The organism is Candidatus Methylacidiphilales bacterium, from assembly GCA_028713655.1.
GTDB lineage: Bacteria > Verrucomicrobiota > Verrucomicrobiia > Methylacidiphilales > JAAUTS01 > JAQTNW01.
Window position 1 is genome coordinate 23,254 of the sequence record JAQTNW010000032.1, and the last position, 16,515, is coordinate 39,768.

The window sequence follows — 16,515 nt, forward strand, 5'->3', positions numbered from 1 at the left end:
GTCAAGACGCGGTTGTCCGTTTTTAGCCTGCATATTTCATGCTCATTTTAATAATCAACCTGCTGGTGATATGCCGTAACAGTGGAAAGACACACACTGTGCCTATGCAGGTTATTGCAAAACCGCCTCAAAATAAGGTGTTTCCAATTAAAAAAATCTCATTCAGGCGGTTTTGTTTATAACCCGGATGTGAATGCGCCCCTGATTTTGCCCGGCCTTTCGGCTGGACACCTCGCAGGGTTTTTCTGAAGCGGGGAAACATCCGGGTTATGCCTTGAACAACTGGCCCATTCGGCGTCCGAGCAGGCGTGAGGCCATGAACAGCGACGCGGCCAGCAGCAGCATGGAAAGCACGCCGAGGGCGCAGGCGATGGATGGCGCGGTGGGTGTGATGCGTCCCATCAGGGAATAGATGGCCTTGGTCATCGGATAGAACCGTGATTCCTGGGCCAGGACCATCCCGTTGCTCACATCCAGCATGGCAAACGAAAAAACCAGGATGCCGCCTGCAATCAGGTTTGCGCCAATAAGGGGCACGCTAATTTTCAAAAGAGTCTGCCAGGGCCTGGCCCCCAGGTTGGCGGATGCTTCCTCAAGCGAGACAGACATTTGCTGGAAACCTGCAAAGGCGGCGCGGACGATATACGGCAGCCTGTGGACGGAGTACGCGACAACCAGAAGCACGAATGGATTTTGCCGGGGGTCAAAAATAGAAAGCCAAACCCGGTTGAAAGATTGAATCCAGGCGGAGTGGGCCGGCATGATGCCGAACCAGGACGGATCCAGCGGCGGGTGGCTGAACGCTGTAAAATAGGCGAAGGCCAGAACGAGGCCGGGCAGGGCAAGCGGCAGCATGGCCATGACATCCAGCAGGCTGCGCCCCTTGAATTTTTCACGCGCCAGCAGCCAGGCAATGCCAAGCCCGAGCAAGAGATCCAGCGCCGCGGAGCAGATGGAATAGAAAAGCGAATTGCGGATGCTCAGGGTGGTGAGCTCCAAATGGAAGATTTCAGTGAAATATTCCCCCGACCATTGCGCTGGCAAAACAGTCATGAACCAGCGCGCTGCGAACGATTGAAGGATGACGCTGAGATGCGGAAGAATGGAGACCCCTATGAGAAACAGAATTGAGCAGGTAACCACGCAGCCTGCTGCGGGTTTCAAGCGAATGACGTCGCTGTGGACTGCGCTGCGTCCCAGCATGGAATAGTTGCCTTCACCACATTTTCTGCCCAAGAGAAAAATGATTGCAACCAGCGCCAGGGTTAGCACGACCAGTGCGTAGCCGAGCGGGTTGTCAGTCTGGGTGACCAGATTGAAAATTTGCGTCGGCACCGTCGTTTGAAAGTCGAACATCAAGGGCACGCCCAGGTCGGTGAAAGCGCCCACGAAAACAATGGAAGCGCCGGCAAAAATCCCCGGCATGGCGAGTGGAAGCGTGATACTGCGAAACACATGCCAGCCGCGGGCGCCGAGATTCTGCGCGGCGTCGCGCAGGCTCGGGTCCAGATTGGCCAGCGCAGCCTGGACACTGAGGAACAGGATTGGATACAGGTGCAACACCTGCAGCAGAATGATGCCGAAAAAGCCGCCCGAGCCGAACCAGTCCGGGGGGTGCTTTAAATCGATAAGACCGATATGGTTGAGCAGCAGATTGAGGCTGCCGAAGCGCGCGAAAAATTGTTTTAATCCGATGGCACCGACAAACGGCGGCAGGATGAGCGGCAGCAGCAGGAGGCGGCTTAGGATTTGTTTCCCGGGAAATATGCGGCGGGTAAAAACCCAGGCCAGGGGTATCGAAAGCAGGAGGCAAAAAAGAGTGGTCCAAACGGCAAGCAGCAGGCTGTTGATGAAGCATTCCCGGTAAAACGGGTTTTCAAAAATAATCAGAAAGTATTGCAGGGAAAAGTGGCGAAGAGTGTGGCCCTGGAATTGGGTTTCGACGTAAAAAGCGCCGCCCAGCAAGGTGAACAGCGGGTACAAAAGAAACAAGGCGAAGAAGAAGGCCAGAAAAATTAGAAGAAACTTTTTCATTTCTCACACCTTGAAGCGCAAAATATTTTCTTTCCGGATCTGGATTTTAATGGTTGTGCCAGCCCGGAAATATTCCGGAAGCCAGGCCTTGATTTCCCCGCCATGCGCGGTTTTCAACACCATTTCGTTTCTGCTCCCGAGACAGGAGGACGTGACGACCGTCACCGGGATGCCGCGCGGGGATGTTTCGACTTTCTCCGGACGGAAGGCCAACTGTTCCTTGCCACGGGAACCAAGCTTCAAGGCGAGAAGCGAGGTTGGCGGAAGGATGTTGATCTCGCCGATGAACGAGGCGACAAACGGGTTAACCGGTTTGTTGTAAATTTCGTAAGGTGTTCCGACTTGCTGGATTTGACCCGCGTTCATGACGGCGATCCGGTCCGCCATGGCGAGGGCTTCCTCCTGGTCGTGCGTGACATAGACGCTCGTCGTCTTTAGTCCGGCGTGCAGCTTTTTGATTTCGCCCCGGATTTCGAGGCGGAGCTTGGCGTCGAGATTGGAGAGAGGCTCATCGAAAAGCAGGAGTTGGGGATCCACGACGATGGCGCGGGCGAGGGCGACGCGCTGTTGTTGTCCTCCGGACAGGGAGGCGGGTTTGCGTTCGGACAGATGCAGCATTTTGATTTTATCCAGAGTGGCTTCAACGCGTGACCGGATCGTGGCTTCGGGCAGCTTGCGCACGCGCAAGCCATAGGCGACATTTTCAAACACCGTCATGTGCGGCCAGATTGCGTAGTTTTGAAAAACGAGGGCCGTGTTCCGGTCTTGTGGAGGGACATTGTTGACTGTGCGTGTGTCGAACCAGATCGAGCCTTCATCCGGATCGCAAAAGCCCGCGAGCATGCGGAGGATGGTGGTTTTTCCGCAGCCGGAGGGTCCAAGCAAAAAGAACAGTTCGCCGGAGGCGATTTCCAGATCGATATGATCCACGACAAGGGTGGAATCAAAACGCTTGGTGATGTTTTTCAGGATGAGGTCCATAAGAATGCTATCAGCTATTGGCTGTCGGCTCTCAGCTTTTTGAAATCCTGCATAAAATGGGTCTATTGCTTGATAGCTGATAGCCGAGAGCTGTCAGCAGAGAGCTTTTTCGCTTCTTTTTCAATCGTACAGTATCTGTCCACCGCCCGTTCCATCCAGTCGTTGGCCAGGCGGCGGGCGCGAACCGGGTCCTCGCGCCAGAAATTCGAGAATTCAGCAGCTTCGGCTTCCGACACGAGCGGTTCGGAAAACTTTTTTAGAAGAGGGCCGCGTTTGTTTTCAGGGACCCGGCAAAGGGCCTGCCATGCGGAGCGGAGGCGGGAATGGACGTCGATGATGCTTTGTCCGATCAGGTCGTTCAGCACGCCCCAGCGTTTCGCGCCTTTGATGGTTTGGTATCGGAAGGGGTAATTGATTTTGAATGGGTTGAGCGGCACGAGCAAACCGCCGAGATCCTGTTCATAAAACGAGGGCCAGACTCCCATGCGTGAAATGTTGAATTTGGCCGGACCGCCGGGGGAGCCGGTGGGTTTCATCCAGAGGGACTGCCCTTTTTCTGACATAACAAAAGCGATAAAGTCCCTTGCGGCATCGGGGTTGGGAGCGCCTTTCAGGAGGGCGATGCAATCGGGATTGATGACGGAGAGGCCGGGTGGGATTTTGAATTCGACATTTTCCTTTCCGAGCCAGGCTTGTTGGGTCATGCCGTTGATGTCGATCGTAATGGCGTAGGCGGCGTCGCCGGTGGAGACTTCCTTCGTTGGAGCGGAACTGTTTTGGAGAAAAGACCTGACATTGCCGCTCATTTGATAAATCACCGCCCAACCCTTTTCCCAGCCATAGGCCTGGAGGATGATTTCATAAATCATGTGGATGGCGCCGCTTTTGCGCGGATCGCTGGAGCTGACCCAGCCCATTAATTCCGGACGGCAGAGGTCTTCCCAGGTGCTGACTGCGGGCAATCCCGTAAGGGCGACGACCCGCTTGTTTTCAAGGATGCCGAAGGAAGACAGCGCGGCACCATAGAAAGTGTAATCGGGATCGATGATCGGGAATCCGCCGACTGAGGGCGGGATGTTTTTGAGGATCTCTTCGGGAAGCCGGCAGGAATCAAGATGTCCCTTGGCTTTTTGGCTCTCGTAGGGATCCAGGCCGCCGCCGAAGAAGATATCGACCTGGGCAGAACCGGGCGTGGCTTTGAAGCTGGCGTCGATGACCTTTTCGATTTGCGAAGTGCCGCCGAGGTCGCGCCAGCGCACTTTGATGGGATGTCCTGTGCGGGACTGATAATCCCGTTCAAAGGCATGTCCGAATTCCTCGCGGACGCCCTCCCAGTGGGGGGAGACGATGATGAGTTCGTTTTCGGCATGGCAGGGCGTAGCCGCAATCAGGAGGAGAAGGATTGCGGTAAGGCTGAAAGCTGGAGTATGCCGGGCCAGTGACATCGTCTTGGTTGTTTTGCGGATGATGTGGGAAGTGAAGGGGGAAATCACTCTTTTTAACCACGGGTTTGATTGGACGTGGAGCGGGGCCAGGATTTTGGAGTGCGTCCGCCACGGCGGACGCTTTGCATCAAAAACATGTCGCCCGTAATAAAAGCGGCGTCGTGTCGCCGCAGTCCAAAATCGCCATGAGGCGATCCATCTCCGCAGCTGCGGTTTGTTAATTGCTGCGCTGCCTGGCGGTGACCGCGTATGTGACAAAGCTTCCGGCCGCGATGGCAATGCAGTAGGGCAGGCGGATGAAGACGGGCCCTTGTGCCGACCACCAATCGAGCATGACCCGCGCACGGTCAACGCCCATGAATGCTGTTGCCACGCCAACCACAAAAATCAGGGCGCCAAGAACACGCAGTGCATTTGGCGCGCGCGAGGTCGGCGCGGCTAGAATGAGGACGAGACCAATGCCGATGCGCAGAGCGGCTACGGCATGGAGCCTCGTGGGTGTGAGCAGATGATGGCCTATGGTCATAATATACATGGGCCGCAACACGCCCGCGATTCCGATGCAGATGAGAAGAATGCCAATCAACAATGCGGGTTTTTTCATTTGTGTTTTCCCTTTTTGGAGGCGGTTACAGTTTCTTTTTTGTTAATGGCAGGTATTGACTCTTGCTCATCATCCCCAGCATAAATGTCCAAACCGATCTCTATGCCTCGCATGCCCAATGCGGCAAGTGATTGCGAGGAAATCGTGAGCCCCTCATTTCCGCTACCCATGAACAATCCGCAAAACAAATCAACCTCAAACCTTTCGGTGATGTTTCGCCAAACTGCAAGATCGGTTGTCATTCGACTCAATATCTCATTAATCTGATCGTCCATGTCCTCAGGTTCACGGTCAGATGCGCAGAGTCGCCACATGCCGCTTTTCGCAATCCTTACTTTGCCAGTCTTAAGGCCTATAAGTTCCTGTCCTTTCGTTTGGCTGTTGGTAGGTGAAACTCCAAGCAGTCTCGTAATCTCATCCGGAACGAGGAGATCGCCAGCGATGCGCAGCGTTACGATGGACTTATGCAACCGGGCCATGTGAGAGTACCTAAAATGGAGTATGGAACAAATCCCGTGTAGAAGAGTGATTCTATAGCAGAGAAGGCGATTCGATCACAATAAAATCCGAGGTGAACTCTTCCATTCCCTTTTTGCGACTCTTGCGCTTTTTCGCGGCCAATCCAACCCCCTTTGTTCGCGTGAATCTGTAATGCTACCTATACGGCTTCTGCCTTGTTAGGGGTATGGATGAAAGATGGAGGGACGACCTCCGTGTCGTCCCATTTAAAGCAAAGGAATGTCGCAGGCGGGACGCCTGCGACTGCGGGCAGGATGCCCGCGCTCCGGGTAATAAAAGACAGCGTCGTGCTGACGCAGTCCAAATTCAGATCAACCGACGAACTTTTTGATTCGCGCGATCCCCTGCTCGATGTTTTCCATGCTGGTGGCGTAGGAAATGCGGATGGTCTTGTCGTCGCCGAAGGCGAGGCCGGGGACCACGGCCACTTTTTCTTTTTCGAGCAGTTTTTCGGAAAACTCGACCGAGTTGAGGCCGGTGGCCGAGATGTCGATGAGGAAATAAAACGCGCCCATCGGTTTGACATACTTGAGCTTGGGAATTTGATCGAGCAGCTCGATCACGCGGTGGCGGCGTTTGGTGTATTCGGCCAGCATTTCTTCGACGCAATCCTGCGGGCCTTTGTAGGCGGCAAGAGCGCCCTTTTGGGCAAACGAAGTCGCATTGGAAGTGGAATGGCTTTGGAGGGAGTCAATGGCTTTGGCCACGTTCTTCGGCGCGGCCACATAACCCAGGCGCCAGCCGGTCATCGCGTAGGGCTTGCTGAAACCGTTGATGGTGAGGGTTTGCTCGTACACTTCCTTGCTGAAGCTGGCGATGGAAACATGTTTCGCCCCGTCATAGACCAATTTCTCGTAAATTTCATCCGAGAGGATGTAGATGTCGTCGTCGAGGGCGACCTCAGCCAGCGCGGCCAGTTCGTTGTCGGTATAAACCGTGCCGGTGGGGTTGCCGGGGGTGTTGAGGATCACGATTTTGGTCAGAGGGCTGGTGTATTCCTGGAAAAGTTCCGGGGTGAGTTTGTATCCGTTGCTTGCGGAGGTTGGGACAATGACAGGTGATCCGCCTGCCAGCTTGACCATTTCCGGGTAACTGACCCAGTAAGGGGCCGGGATCAGAACTTCGTCGCCGGGATTCAGTACGGCCAGCAACGCATTGTAGCAGGCGTGTTTGGCGCCGCAGGTGACGATAATCTGGCTCGGTTCGTAATCCAGGCCATTGTCAGCCTTCAGTTTTTCGCTGATGGCGGTGCGCAGTTCGGGAATACCGGAGGAAGGGGTGTATTTGGTAAAGCCCGCATCCAACGAGCCCATGGCGGCGGCTTTGATGTGTTCGGGGGTGTCGAAATCGGGTTCTCCGGCGCCAAAGCCGATCACATCCACGCCTTCGGCTTTCAGTGCTTTCGCCTTGGAATCCACCGCAAGGGTCAGAGAAGGCGTCAATTGATTAACTCGTTCTGAGGTTTCCATAGGGGGCAAAACTTAGACAACGATTTGGGATGAGGCGAGCCCTATTTGCGGAAATTCGCAGAGTTCGCGGGGTTGCCCTTGCTGACTTATTAACAGCAGAAGGCTGTCATCCCCCCTGTTTGAGGACAGACAGGATTTTGGACGAAAGTTCGCGGGGGTTGAAAGGTTTTTGCAGGAAACCGGCGAGGCCTTTGCCGGAAAAACGGTCCGTGGCATCTTTCTCGCTGTAGCCGCTCATGAGAACCACAGGGGTATGTTTGCATATCCGGCGGATTTCACGAAATGTTTCCTCTCCATCGAGGTGGGGCATGGTCATATCCAGCAATACTAGGTGAATCGCGCCGACTTGCTCCTTGAACAGATCGATTCCGACGCGGCCGTTTTCCGCAACGATCGAGGTGAATCCATGGCTTTCCAGGATGCGCCGACTCAATGTACGGATTGTTTCGTCATCGTCAATGATCAGAATTGTGCCGCTGCCGCGTGAAGCCACGGTGGTCACGGCGGGTTTACGGATTTCTTCTGCTGGAACGGAAGGACGGTAGGGCAATAGAAATTTGAAGGTAGTTCCCTTGCCTGGCTCGGTGTACACTTTTAACGCTCCCTTGTGTCCCTGCGCAATGCCCAGGACAGCCGCGAGGCCGAGGCCGCGCCCGGTGAATTTGGTGGTGAAAAAAGGGTCGAAGATAAGAGGCAAATTTTTGGATTCGATGCCCGAGCCGGTGTCCGAGACTTCCATATAGATGAAGTCTCCTTCCGATATGCCGGCGGAATGCCGGGTGCCGGCCAGGTAGGAAGCATCCGCATGCATGATGCCCGTGGTGATCGAGATCACACCGCTTTTGTCGCCGATGGCGTCGGAAGCGTTGATCACAAGGTTTAAAATCACCTGCCGCATCTGGGCAATGTCCACTTCCAAGAGCGGGACGAGGGGATTCAGGTGGTATTTGATGACGATATGCTTGTTGATCGAAATGCCCAAAAGATGGTTCATGTCTTCGATCATCTTGTTGAGGTTGATCGATTTTACTTCAAAGCGGCCCCGGCCCGAATAGGCCAGCATTTGTCGGCACAGATCCGCCGCCTGGAGGCAGACATTTTCCGCGCGCGCAAGGTTTTCACGCGCCTGGCTTTCCGGTGGCAGGGACATCAATGCCAGGCTCGTGTTGCCCAGAATGCCGGTCAGCATGTTGTTGAAATCATGGGCGATGCCGCCCGCCATGAGGCCGAGGCTTTCGAGCCTCTGGGCATCCAGCATTTTCTTTTCCAGCTCGATGCGGTGGGCTTCCTCCTTTTTGCGGAGGGTGATGTCCCGGAAAGCCGAAAGATAAAGCTGTTGTCCGGAGGGGAGCTGGAAGGGACTATAAGAAACCTCCAAGTCCAGCGTATGACCGGAGCGCAAGGTTTTCTGGGTTTCCATCATCTTTTTGGCGGATGGACTTTTCATTCTTTCAAGATAATCGGCTTGTTGCACCTCCGGATCCGTGCCGTCGTACACAATCCCGATGGGTTGGCCGATGACGTCCGCCGCTTCAACTTCAAAAATACGGCAAAAGGACGGGTTGACGTTGAGAATGATGCCATTGGCATCCGTCAGGCGCATTCCATCGGAGGAATTATCCCAAATGGAACGGAAAAGCTCATGCTCGCGCTGGGACCTTTCCTGGGCTTCCTTCAGTTCCGTGATATCGCGGGAGACGCAGACAAGGCCGATGATGTTGCCCGATGCATCGCGCAGCGGGCTTTTGCTGTCCAGATAGTTGCGGGTCTTGCCATCGGTTTGGATCGAAAACAGCCTCAGGTTTTCGAGAACCAGACCTTCCTGGATAATGCGGACTTCCTCATTTTTGATCACCGGAAGCAACGGGGCGGCTTCGGGAGGACGAACTTCGTCGAAAGTTTTTCCGAGCAAATCCTCGTCTGGCGGAAAAGAAAACAAGCGGCGTTTGCTGTTGTTGACCAGCATGTAGCGGCGGTTAAGGTCTTTGACGTAGAGCGGGTCCGGAATGCTGTCAATGACGGATTGCAGAAGGTTCCGTTCGTTCAGGATCGCCTCCTTGGCGGCCAACTGTCCCAGCAAAATCCCGATGCTCGAGCAATACAGTTGAATGAGAGCCAGGTCCGCCGGCTTGAACTTGCGGCGGGTCAAAAGATTGTCAGCAAGAAGAAAGCGGAAGGGTGTGCTTCCATTCGGAATCAGGGCCAGGGCGCGTTGAAGGCAACCAGTTTTTTTATTTCCGGCTTTTTTTTGCGGGATTTCTGCGCAATGGCAGGCGGCGATATTTTTCTTCCGTGCTTCTACAATGAGGGAATCCAACAGATCTTTGGACCAAACTTCAGGGTCTGTCGTATTCTTGCCGTCAACGAGATGGCGGATGTGGCGCTCGTCGCGCAGGGAGCCGGTTTCATCCGTGCCGAATGTGCCGGAGATGGTGTTATGGGCGGGTTCGTAATTCCAAATTGCCAGACGGTCGATCTTGATTTTTTTGCGCCCGAGCGCAATGGCGTTTTCAAAAAGTTTGTCGTGGGAGTGGCACAAGGCGAGCTCGTTGACGCTTTCCACCAATCCGAGCGTGCTCAAGCTTGGCAGGTCATCGTTGGTATCCATGATCCTTATGGGTCCGGCCCCCTTGCCGGACTTGACGGAAAATATACCAACTTTCACAATGTTGGCGACAGAAAAAAATCAGGGTGGGCTTTATCCCACCCGGCTGCAAAATTTCTGGCCCGTGGCCCCGCAACAGTTTTTGAATTTCTTCTTGGGGTCGAGCGGGCAGGGGTCATTGCGGCCCAATTTCGGACCTGCCCGGTGAACGGGCAACGCGATATCGGCCGCAGGCTCCTCGCTCGGAACGGCGGTGAGGTCTTCGACGGGTCCCTGTGCAGGGCCTGTACCGGACAGCAGGCCAGAAATTCCCGGCATTTCGGCATGCAGGAATTTCTGAGGCAGAGCCTGAAGGAATTGTTCGAAAGCAGTCAGGCTTGTACTGGAACGGAACAGGTTGTTGACGATTTCCCGTTTGATGTTCGCCATCAGCTCCGCGAACATTTCATAGCCTTCCTGTTTGTATTCGATCAGCGGGTCCTTTTGCCCGTGGGCGCGCAGGCCGATGCTGGTGCGCAGGCCGTCCATGGCGTAGAGGTGTTCCTGCCAGAGCCTGTCGATGGCATTCAGGATGATGTAACGCTCTAATGAGATGACAGCCTCGGGGTTCTCGAATTTAACCTTGGTCTCATAGGCCGCGCGGACGCGCTCCTTCACGGCAAGAACGGTTTTCTCGACGGGTTGGCTCCAATCGATGTCTGTCCGGTTCAGGCCGAGCGGCATGGCGCTGTTGAGCCACTTGAGCAGGCCGTCGATGTCGGGCTGCGGCCCATCGATCCGCATGGCGGTCTCTTGCTGGACGACGTCATCCACCACATCGAAAACCTCCTGGCGCGTGTTTTCAGCGGTCAGGATGTCGGTGCGGAATGTGTAGATGACCGTCCGCTGCTGGTTCATCACGTCGTCATACTGCAGGGTGTGTTTCCGGATCTGGTAATTCCGCTGCTCGACGCGTTTTTGGGCGTTTTCCACGGTTTTATTCAACCAGGGATGGGCGAGTCCCTCGTTGTCCTCCATGCCCAGGCGCGTCATCATGGTGGAAATCCGGCGGGAATCCCCGAAGTTGCGCATGAGATCGTCTTCAAACGAAATATAGAACTGGGAAGAACCGGGGTCTCCCTGGCGCGCGCAACGTCCGCGCAACTGGCGGTCGATGCGCCGGGACTCGTGGCGTTCCGTGCCGATGACGTGCAGCCCTCCCAGGTCCGCGATTCCGGCGCCCAATTTGATGTCCGTGCCGCGGCCCGCCATGTTGGTGGCGATGGTGACGGAACCGCGCTGCCCGGCTCGGGCGACGATCTCGGCCTCCTGCTGGTGAAACTTGGCGTTGAGTACGGTGTGAGGGATGTTTTCGCGCCGCAGCATCCGGGAGATGATCTCCGAGCTTTCCACCGAAGCGGTGCCGACGAGCATGGGCTGGCCCTTGGTGTGGCGCCTTTTGATCTCGTCAATCAGCGCGCCCAATTTCTCGCGGCGCGTCTTGAAGATCAGGTCGTCCGAATCCGCGCGGACACAGGGCTGGTTGGTGGGGATGACCAGGACATCGAGCCGGTAGATGTCGCGGAATTCATTGGCCTCGGTTTCCGCAGTGCCGGTCATGCCGGCCAGCTTTTCATAAAGACGGAAATAATTCTGGATCGTGATCGTGGCCAGTGTCTGGGTTTCCCGGTCGATTTTGACGCCTTCCTTGGCTTCCACGGCCTGGTGGAGGCCATCGCTCCAGCGCCGTCCCGGCATGAGTCGTCCGGTGTATTCATCCACGATGAGCACCTTGTTCTCCTGGATGACATAATGGACGTCCTTTTCAAACACGCAATAGGCGCGCAACAACTGGGCGATATTATGGATGCGCTGGTTGGCGTCGTCGTATTTCAACTGGGCTTCCTGCTTGGCCATTTCCTTTTCCTCGGGGCTCAGCGCCGGATTATGCTCGATGTCATGGTTCAACGTGATGAGGTCGGGCATCACGAAGGCGTCCGGGTCTCCCGGGTTGAGGAAGGTCCGGCCCATTTCCGACAGATCGGCCTCGTTGCTTTTTTCTTCGATCGAAAAATACAGTTCCTCTTTCAGCTTGTAGAGCTCGGTGCGGCGGCTGTCTTGGTAGAGCTCCAGCTCCGCGTCGTCGATGGCCCGGCGCATGTCCGGGTCTTCCATGGCTTTGAGCAGAACTTTGTTCCGTGGCATGCCCGTTTTGACCTTGAAAAGCAGGCGTCCGGCTTCAGCGCTTTTGCCTTCGTCCATCAGTTTCTTGCCTTCGTTGGCGATTTCGGTCAGGTAGGCATTCTGCTTTTTGACCAGGCTTGAGACTCCGGGCTTGAATTTGTCGTATTGATGAGTGGAAACGGTGGCCGGGCCGGAAATGATCAGCGGCGTGCGGGCTTCGTCGATCAGGATGCTGTCCACTTCGTCGATGATGGCGTAGGCGTGGCCGCGCTGGACCTGTTCTTCGACGCGGGTGGCAAGGCCGTTGTCGCGCAGGTAATCGAAGCCGAATTCCGAATTGGTGCCGTAGGTGATGTCAGCCGCGTACTGCTGGCGCCGTTCCTCGGGGCTCTGGCCGTTTTGGAGGCAGCCGACTGTCAGTCCGAGAAAGCGGTAAATTTCGCCCATCCACTCGGCGTCGCGGGCGGCGAGGTAATCGTTGACGGTGACCACATGTACGCCCGTTCCGGCCAGGGCGTTGAGATAGGTGGGAAGCGTGGCCACCAGGGTTTTGCCTTCGCCGGTGGCCATTTCGGCAATTTTGCCCTGGTGCAGCACCATGCCGCCTATGAGCTGGACATCGAATGGAACCATTTCCCAGAGGATGGGCTGGCCCCGGACATCAATGATCCGCCGGGCCTGGGTGAAGCGGCGGCAGCAATTTTTGACGGTGGCAAAGGCTTCCGGCAGCAACTGATCGACGGTTTCCCCTTTTTGGAGGCGGTCCCGGAACTCCTGGGTTTTGGCCTGGAGTTCGGTGTCGGAAAGGCCCTGGTACAACTGTTCAAACTCATTGATACGCTGGACTGCCGGCAGCATTTTCCGGACTTGGCGCTGGTTTTGGGTCCCGACGATCTTGCTGATGAACCATTGAAGCATAAGAGGAAAAGAAGGCTACATCCCCGCTTATGGGTGGCAACCGAAAAGCAAGCGAGGTCAATGGCTTTTGACGCACGTATGATTCAGCAACGCTCGATTTGAATGGATGTGACTTCGCCGGAATCGCATTCGATGGTGAGTTGAATCGGGCGGCAGCAGACCGGGCAATCTTCAATTGTAGAATGAGTGCCTTGGCCGGTGTCCGCAAATGTGGTGTAGGTTTCCCCGCAATAAGGACACTGGACGCTGCCTTCGGCCATCATGAATACAGGATAGCCTGCAAATTCAGGCCCGCTCAACCCCGCTCGATCAATTGGCGGTCGGCTGTACTGTGGCGGCGGTTTTTGTGTCCTGCGCGGGAATTTCCGGGGCCTTGTTATTCCAGGCCATTTGGTACGGAGCATTGGCGCCCTGCTGGATGATGCTGTCCAATTCCTGGAAATTATGGCGGTTCATGATGGCCTTGATGTTGTCCCCGTAGTTTGAGTCGGGGCAATATCCGGCCTTCAGAATGCGGCGCACGAATTCTTCTCCGGATTTTGTATAAAAGGCACCGTCGTAGCGGCCGGACTCGCGAAGGTAGTCGGCATAACCTTGGAAACCCGTGCCCAAATCCTTGTACGCGCGGAAATTGGCGGTGGTTTTGACTCCGCTGTCAACTGTGGGCATGCCTTGGGCCTTTGCCCCCTGCCAATTATCGAAGGCCTTGATGCCAAAGAAGTTATTGTATTGTTTGGCCAGGCTGCTGTTGCCATAACCGCTTTCATAAATAGCCTGGGAAAGAATCGCGGATGCCGGGATTCCATATTGGACCTGGATGTGGATGGCTTCCGGCAGTGCCTTTTCCAAAAAGGCGCGATTTTGGCCCGAGGCGGTATCCAAAACCTTGGCAATTTTTTTGCCGAGTTGGAGCACGTCCCCAGGGGAGGAGGTTTGGAACGCAATCAAACGGGCGATTTCCATGTTCCGTTTCTCAAGTTCCTGGTTTTTTTGGGCATCGATCTGGGTCCATTGTGCCCGTTCCTTCAGATAAATCTGGGTAATGGTCTTGCCGAGCTGGGTTGAAGCCCAAGTGGTGCTCCAGAGGGCGCAGGCGATACCGATCCAACAAACGTTGGACATGAACAAGGTGGTCCAGAGCCCAATACGCTTGGGCGGTTCCTTGTAGAACCGTTTCATGGCCAACAACGGCATCAGGTCAACGGCCTGAGCTTTTCTGGCAAATAATGTCCGATGATTCATGGCTTTTTCCACTAGTTAAACCGAGCATAATTAGGCCGAAACTCAGTTAAGTCAAATGCTAAAATCGAACTGGAAGATACGTCGCCTACCGGGGAATACATTACAATGTGGATTTTTTTTGGCAAGCCCTACTATGGGTGGTGTATTCACCTTTTTGGAACAGTCTTGTAACACAAATGTTGCAACCCATACTCTATGTTGCGCTTACGAATCTTATGGCATACAAGATGCGGGTCTGTCGAAGTCGACATTTTAATGTGAATAACTCTCGGCGAAGTGGAAAGGGGGATAGGATTTGGGATGGAAACAAAATGATCTATAAATCTTATGGAGTTAAGGATTTTGAGAAGCGCGGGGCGAATAGGCGGCGTTAATGTTTTTTACAAAAAGACTGCAAAGAGTCTGGGGGCTGAAGCCGAAAAAGCGTGGCAGTTGAGTTTTTTTGTAAACACGATGAGGTGGTTGCGCAGGGGAGAGGAGAAGTTGAGGCGGCTTGTGTTTAGCGGTACTAACAAACAAATAGGGTCTGGGAGGAAGGTTTTTATGTTTTTTTCAAGAAATCTGTTGACCCTGCGCAATTTGTCGATAGTTTCGCCCTTCCTGCTCGTGCGCCGAAGGGTGAAATGAGCGGGTGATAAACGAAAATAATGTAAAAAAGGATTGACGTTTATCCCGGTTGGATTACGATCTTCTTCCCTTTTCGGGAAAAACTGAAGAGGGATCAGTAAAACGGGCCGGTAGCCGGTCCGGGCTTCCAAGTCGGCAAGACAAGGAAAAGTGCTCTGTAAAAGAATGGATCGTTTTTGCGTGAAAACGCGGAACGATTGGTTTTAGACGCAACAAAAAAGCGTTAAAGATTGAATTGTGTGGAACGTCATCCGGTTTTCCCCGCTATGGGAGGCCGGGTGCTCAAGAGCACATTTCTTGACGCGTTTTAATCAATATTTTAGCGACCAGTTAGTTTAATTATATTAGTTAGAACAACTCGGTCCGGAATTTATTTTTCGGAGAGTTTGATTCTGGCTCAGAACGAACGCTGGCGGCGTGGATAAGACATGCAAGTCGAACGGGATTAAATGGGTAGCAATATTCGTTTAATTCAGTGGCGAACGGGTGCGTAACACGTGGGAATCTTCCCGGAAGTGGGGAATAGCTCGCCGAAAGGCGAATTAATACCGCATATGATCGCGAGATCAAAGCGGGGGACCGCAAGGCCTCGCGCTTCCGGATGAGCCCGCGGCCTATCAGCTAGTTGGCGAGGTAAAAGCTCACCAAGGCGATGACGGGTAGCTGGTCTGAGAGGACGACCAGCCACACTGGGACTGAGACACGGCCCAGACACCTACGGGTGGCAGCAGTCGAGAATCTTTCACAATGGGGGCAACCCTGATGGAGCGACGCCGCGTGGAGGATGAAGGGATTCGTCTTGTAAACTCCTGTCACCACAGAACAAGGTCTGTGTGTTAACAGCACTGCAGATTTGATGGTATGTGGAGAGGAAGGGACGGCTAACTCTGTGCCAGCAGCCGCGGTAATACAGAGGTCCCAAGCGTTGTTCGGATTCACTGGGCGTAAAGGGTGCGTAGGAGGCCGGGAAAGTCTGATGTGAAATCCCACCGCTTAACGGTGGAATGGCATTGGATACTACTTGGCTGGAGGACTGGAGGGGAAAGCGGAATTCCTGGTGTAGCGGTGAAATGCGTAGATATCAGGAGGAACACCAACGGCGAAGGCAGCTTTCTGGACAGTTCCTGACTCTGAGGCACGAAGGCCAGGGGAGCAAACGGGATTAGATACCCCGGTAGTCCTGGCAGTAAACGGTGCTCATTAGGTGTAGGCGGATTCGACCCCGTCTGTGCCGAAGGTAACCCATTAAATGAGCCGCCTGGGGAGTACGGTCGCAAGATTAAAACTCAAAGAAATTGACGGGGGCCCGCACAAGCGGTGGAGTATGTGGCTTAATTCGATGCAACGCGAAGAACCTTACCTGGTCTTGACATGCATTGTTCATCCGGCGAAAGCCGGTGGCCCGCAAGGGCGAATTGCACAGGTGCTGCATGGCTGTCGTCAGCTCGTGTCGTGAGATGTTGGGTTAAGTCCCGCAACGAGCGCAACCCCTGTGGTTAGTTATACGTCCGCAAGGACTCACTAGCCAGACTGCCCTGTTTAACGGGGAGGAAGGTGGGGACGACGTCAAGTCAGGATGGCCCTTATGACCAGGGCTGCACACGTACTACAATGCCCACTACAGAGGGACGCAAAGCCGCAAGGTAGAGCCAATCCCAGAAAAGTGGGCCCAGTTCGGATTGGAGGCTGCAACTCGCCTCCATGAAGTTGGAATCGCTAGTAATGGCGCATCAGCTACGGCGCCGTGAATACGTTCCCGGGCCTTGTACACACTGCCCGTCACATCATGAAAGCCGGTTGTACCCGAAGTCGCTTCGGTGCCTAAGGTATGGCTGGTGATTGGGATGAAGTCGTAACAAGGTAGCCGTAGGGGAACCTGCGGCTGGATCACCTCCTTTCTAAGGAGAA

At 54.6% G+C, this 16,515-nt stretch carries 10 protein-coding genes and 1 rRNA gene; 1 reads left to right on the forward strand and 10 read right to left on the reverse strand.

Going from position 1 to position 16,515, the window contains the following annotated elements; all coding sequences use genetic code 11:
- Window positions 1-267: 267 nt before the first annotated feature.
- From PHD76_10835 to PHD76_10880, 10 genes are all read right to left on the reverse strand, one after another.
- Window positions 268-2,034 (reverse strand): iron ABC transporter permease, encoded by a 1,767-nt coding sequence (locus PHD76_10835; GenBank protein ID MDD5262329.1) that lies wholly within the window; start codon window positions 2,032-2,034, stop codon window positions 268-270.
- 3 nt (window positions 2,035-2,037) lie between these two features.
- Window positions 2,038-3,015, reverse strand: coding sequence for an ABC transporter ATP-binding protein (locus PHD76_10840; protein ID MDD5262330.1), 978 nt, complete (start codon window positions 3,013-3,015; stop codon window positions 2,038-2,040).
- Between the two features lie 62 nt (window positions 3,016-3,077).
- A complete protein-coding gene (locus PHD76_10845; GenBank protein ID MDD5262331.1) occupies window positions 3,078-4,508 on the reverse strand; it encodes an extracellular solute-binding protein in 1,431 nt (476 codons plus the stop codon).
- Window positions 4,509-4,677: 169 nt separating this feature from the next.
- Window positions 4,678-5,064 carry a hypothetical protein gene (locus tag PHD76_10850; GenBank protein MDD5262332.1) on the reverse strand — a complete coding sequence of 129 codons (387 nt, stop codon included), beginning with the start codon at window positions 5,062-5,064 and terminating at the stop codon, window positions 4,678-4,680.
- Window positions 5,061-5,543 (reverse strand): DUF4279 domain-containing protein, encoded by a 483-nt coding sequence (locus PHD76_10855; GenBank protein MDD5262333.1) that lies wholly within the window; start codon window positions 5,541-5,543, stop codon window positions 5,061-5,063. Before PHD76_10855 ends, PHD76_10850 begins: the two co-directional genes overlap by 4 nt.
- A gap of 351 nt (window positions 5,544-5,894) precedes the next feature.
- Window positions 5,895-7,052, reverse strand: coding sequence for a pyridoxal phosphate-dependent aminotransferase (locus PHD76_10860; protein MDD5262334.1), 1,158 nt, complete (start codon window positions 7,050-7,052; stop codon window positions 5,895-5,897).
- Window positions 7,053-7,158: 106 nt separating this feature from the next.
- Window positions 7,159-9,660 carry a PAS domain S-box protein gene (locus tag PHD76_10865; protein MDD5262335.1) on the reverse strand — a complete coding sequence of 834 codons (2,502 nt, stop codon included), beginning with the start codon at window positions 9,658-9,660 and terminating at the stop codon, window positions 7,159-7,161.
- A gap of 90 nt (window positions 9,661-9,750) precedes the next feature.
- Window positions 9,751-12,738: a preprotein translocase subunit SecA gene (gene secA, locus PHD76_10870; protein MDD5262336.1), complete on the reverse strand. Its 2,988-nt coding sequence runs from the start codon at window positions 12,736-12,738 to the stop codon at window positions 9,751-9,753.
- Between the two features lie 83 nt (window positions 12,739-12,821).
- On the reverse strand, window positions 12,822-13,037 hold the full coding sequence (locus PHD76_10875) for a CPXCG motif-containing cysteine-rich protein (protein ID MDD5262337.1): 216 nt from the start codon (window positions 13,035-13,037) through the stop codon (window positions 12,822-12,824).
- A gap of 10 nt (window positions 13,038-13,047) precedes the next feature.
- The gene (locus tag PHD76_10880) at window positions 13,048-13,980 is read right to left on the reverse strand and encodes a glucosaminidase domain-containing protein (protein ID MDD5262338.1); all 933 of its coding nucleotides are present in this window, start codon (window positions 13,978-13,980) and stop codon (window positions 13,048-13,050) included.
- Between the two features lie 1,001 nt (window positions 13,981-14,981).
- Between PHD76_10880 and PHD76_10885 the strand changes: the two genes are divergently transcribed.
- Window positions 14,982-16,505 (forward strand): 16S ribosomal RNA (locus PHD76_10885).
- Window positions 16,506-16,515 lie beyond the last annotated feature (10 nt).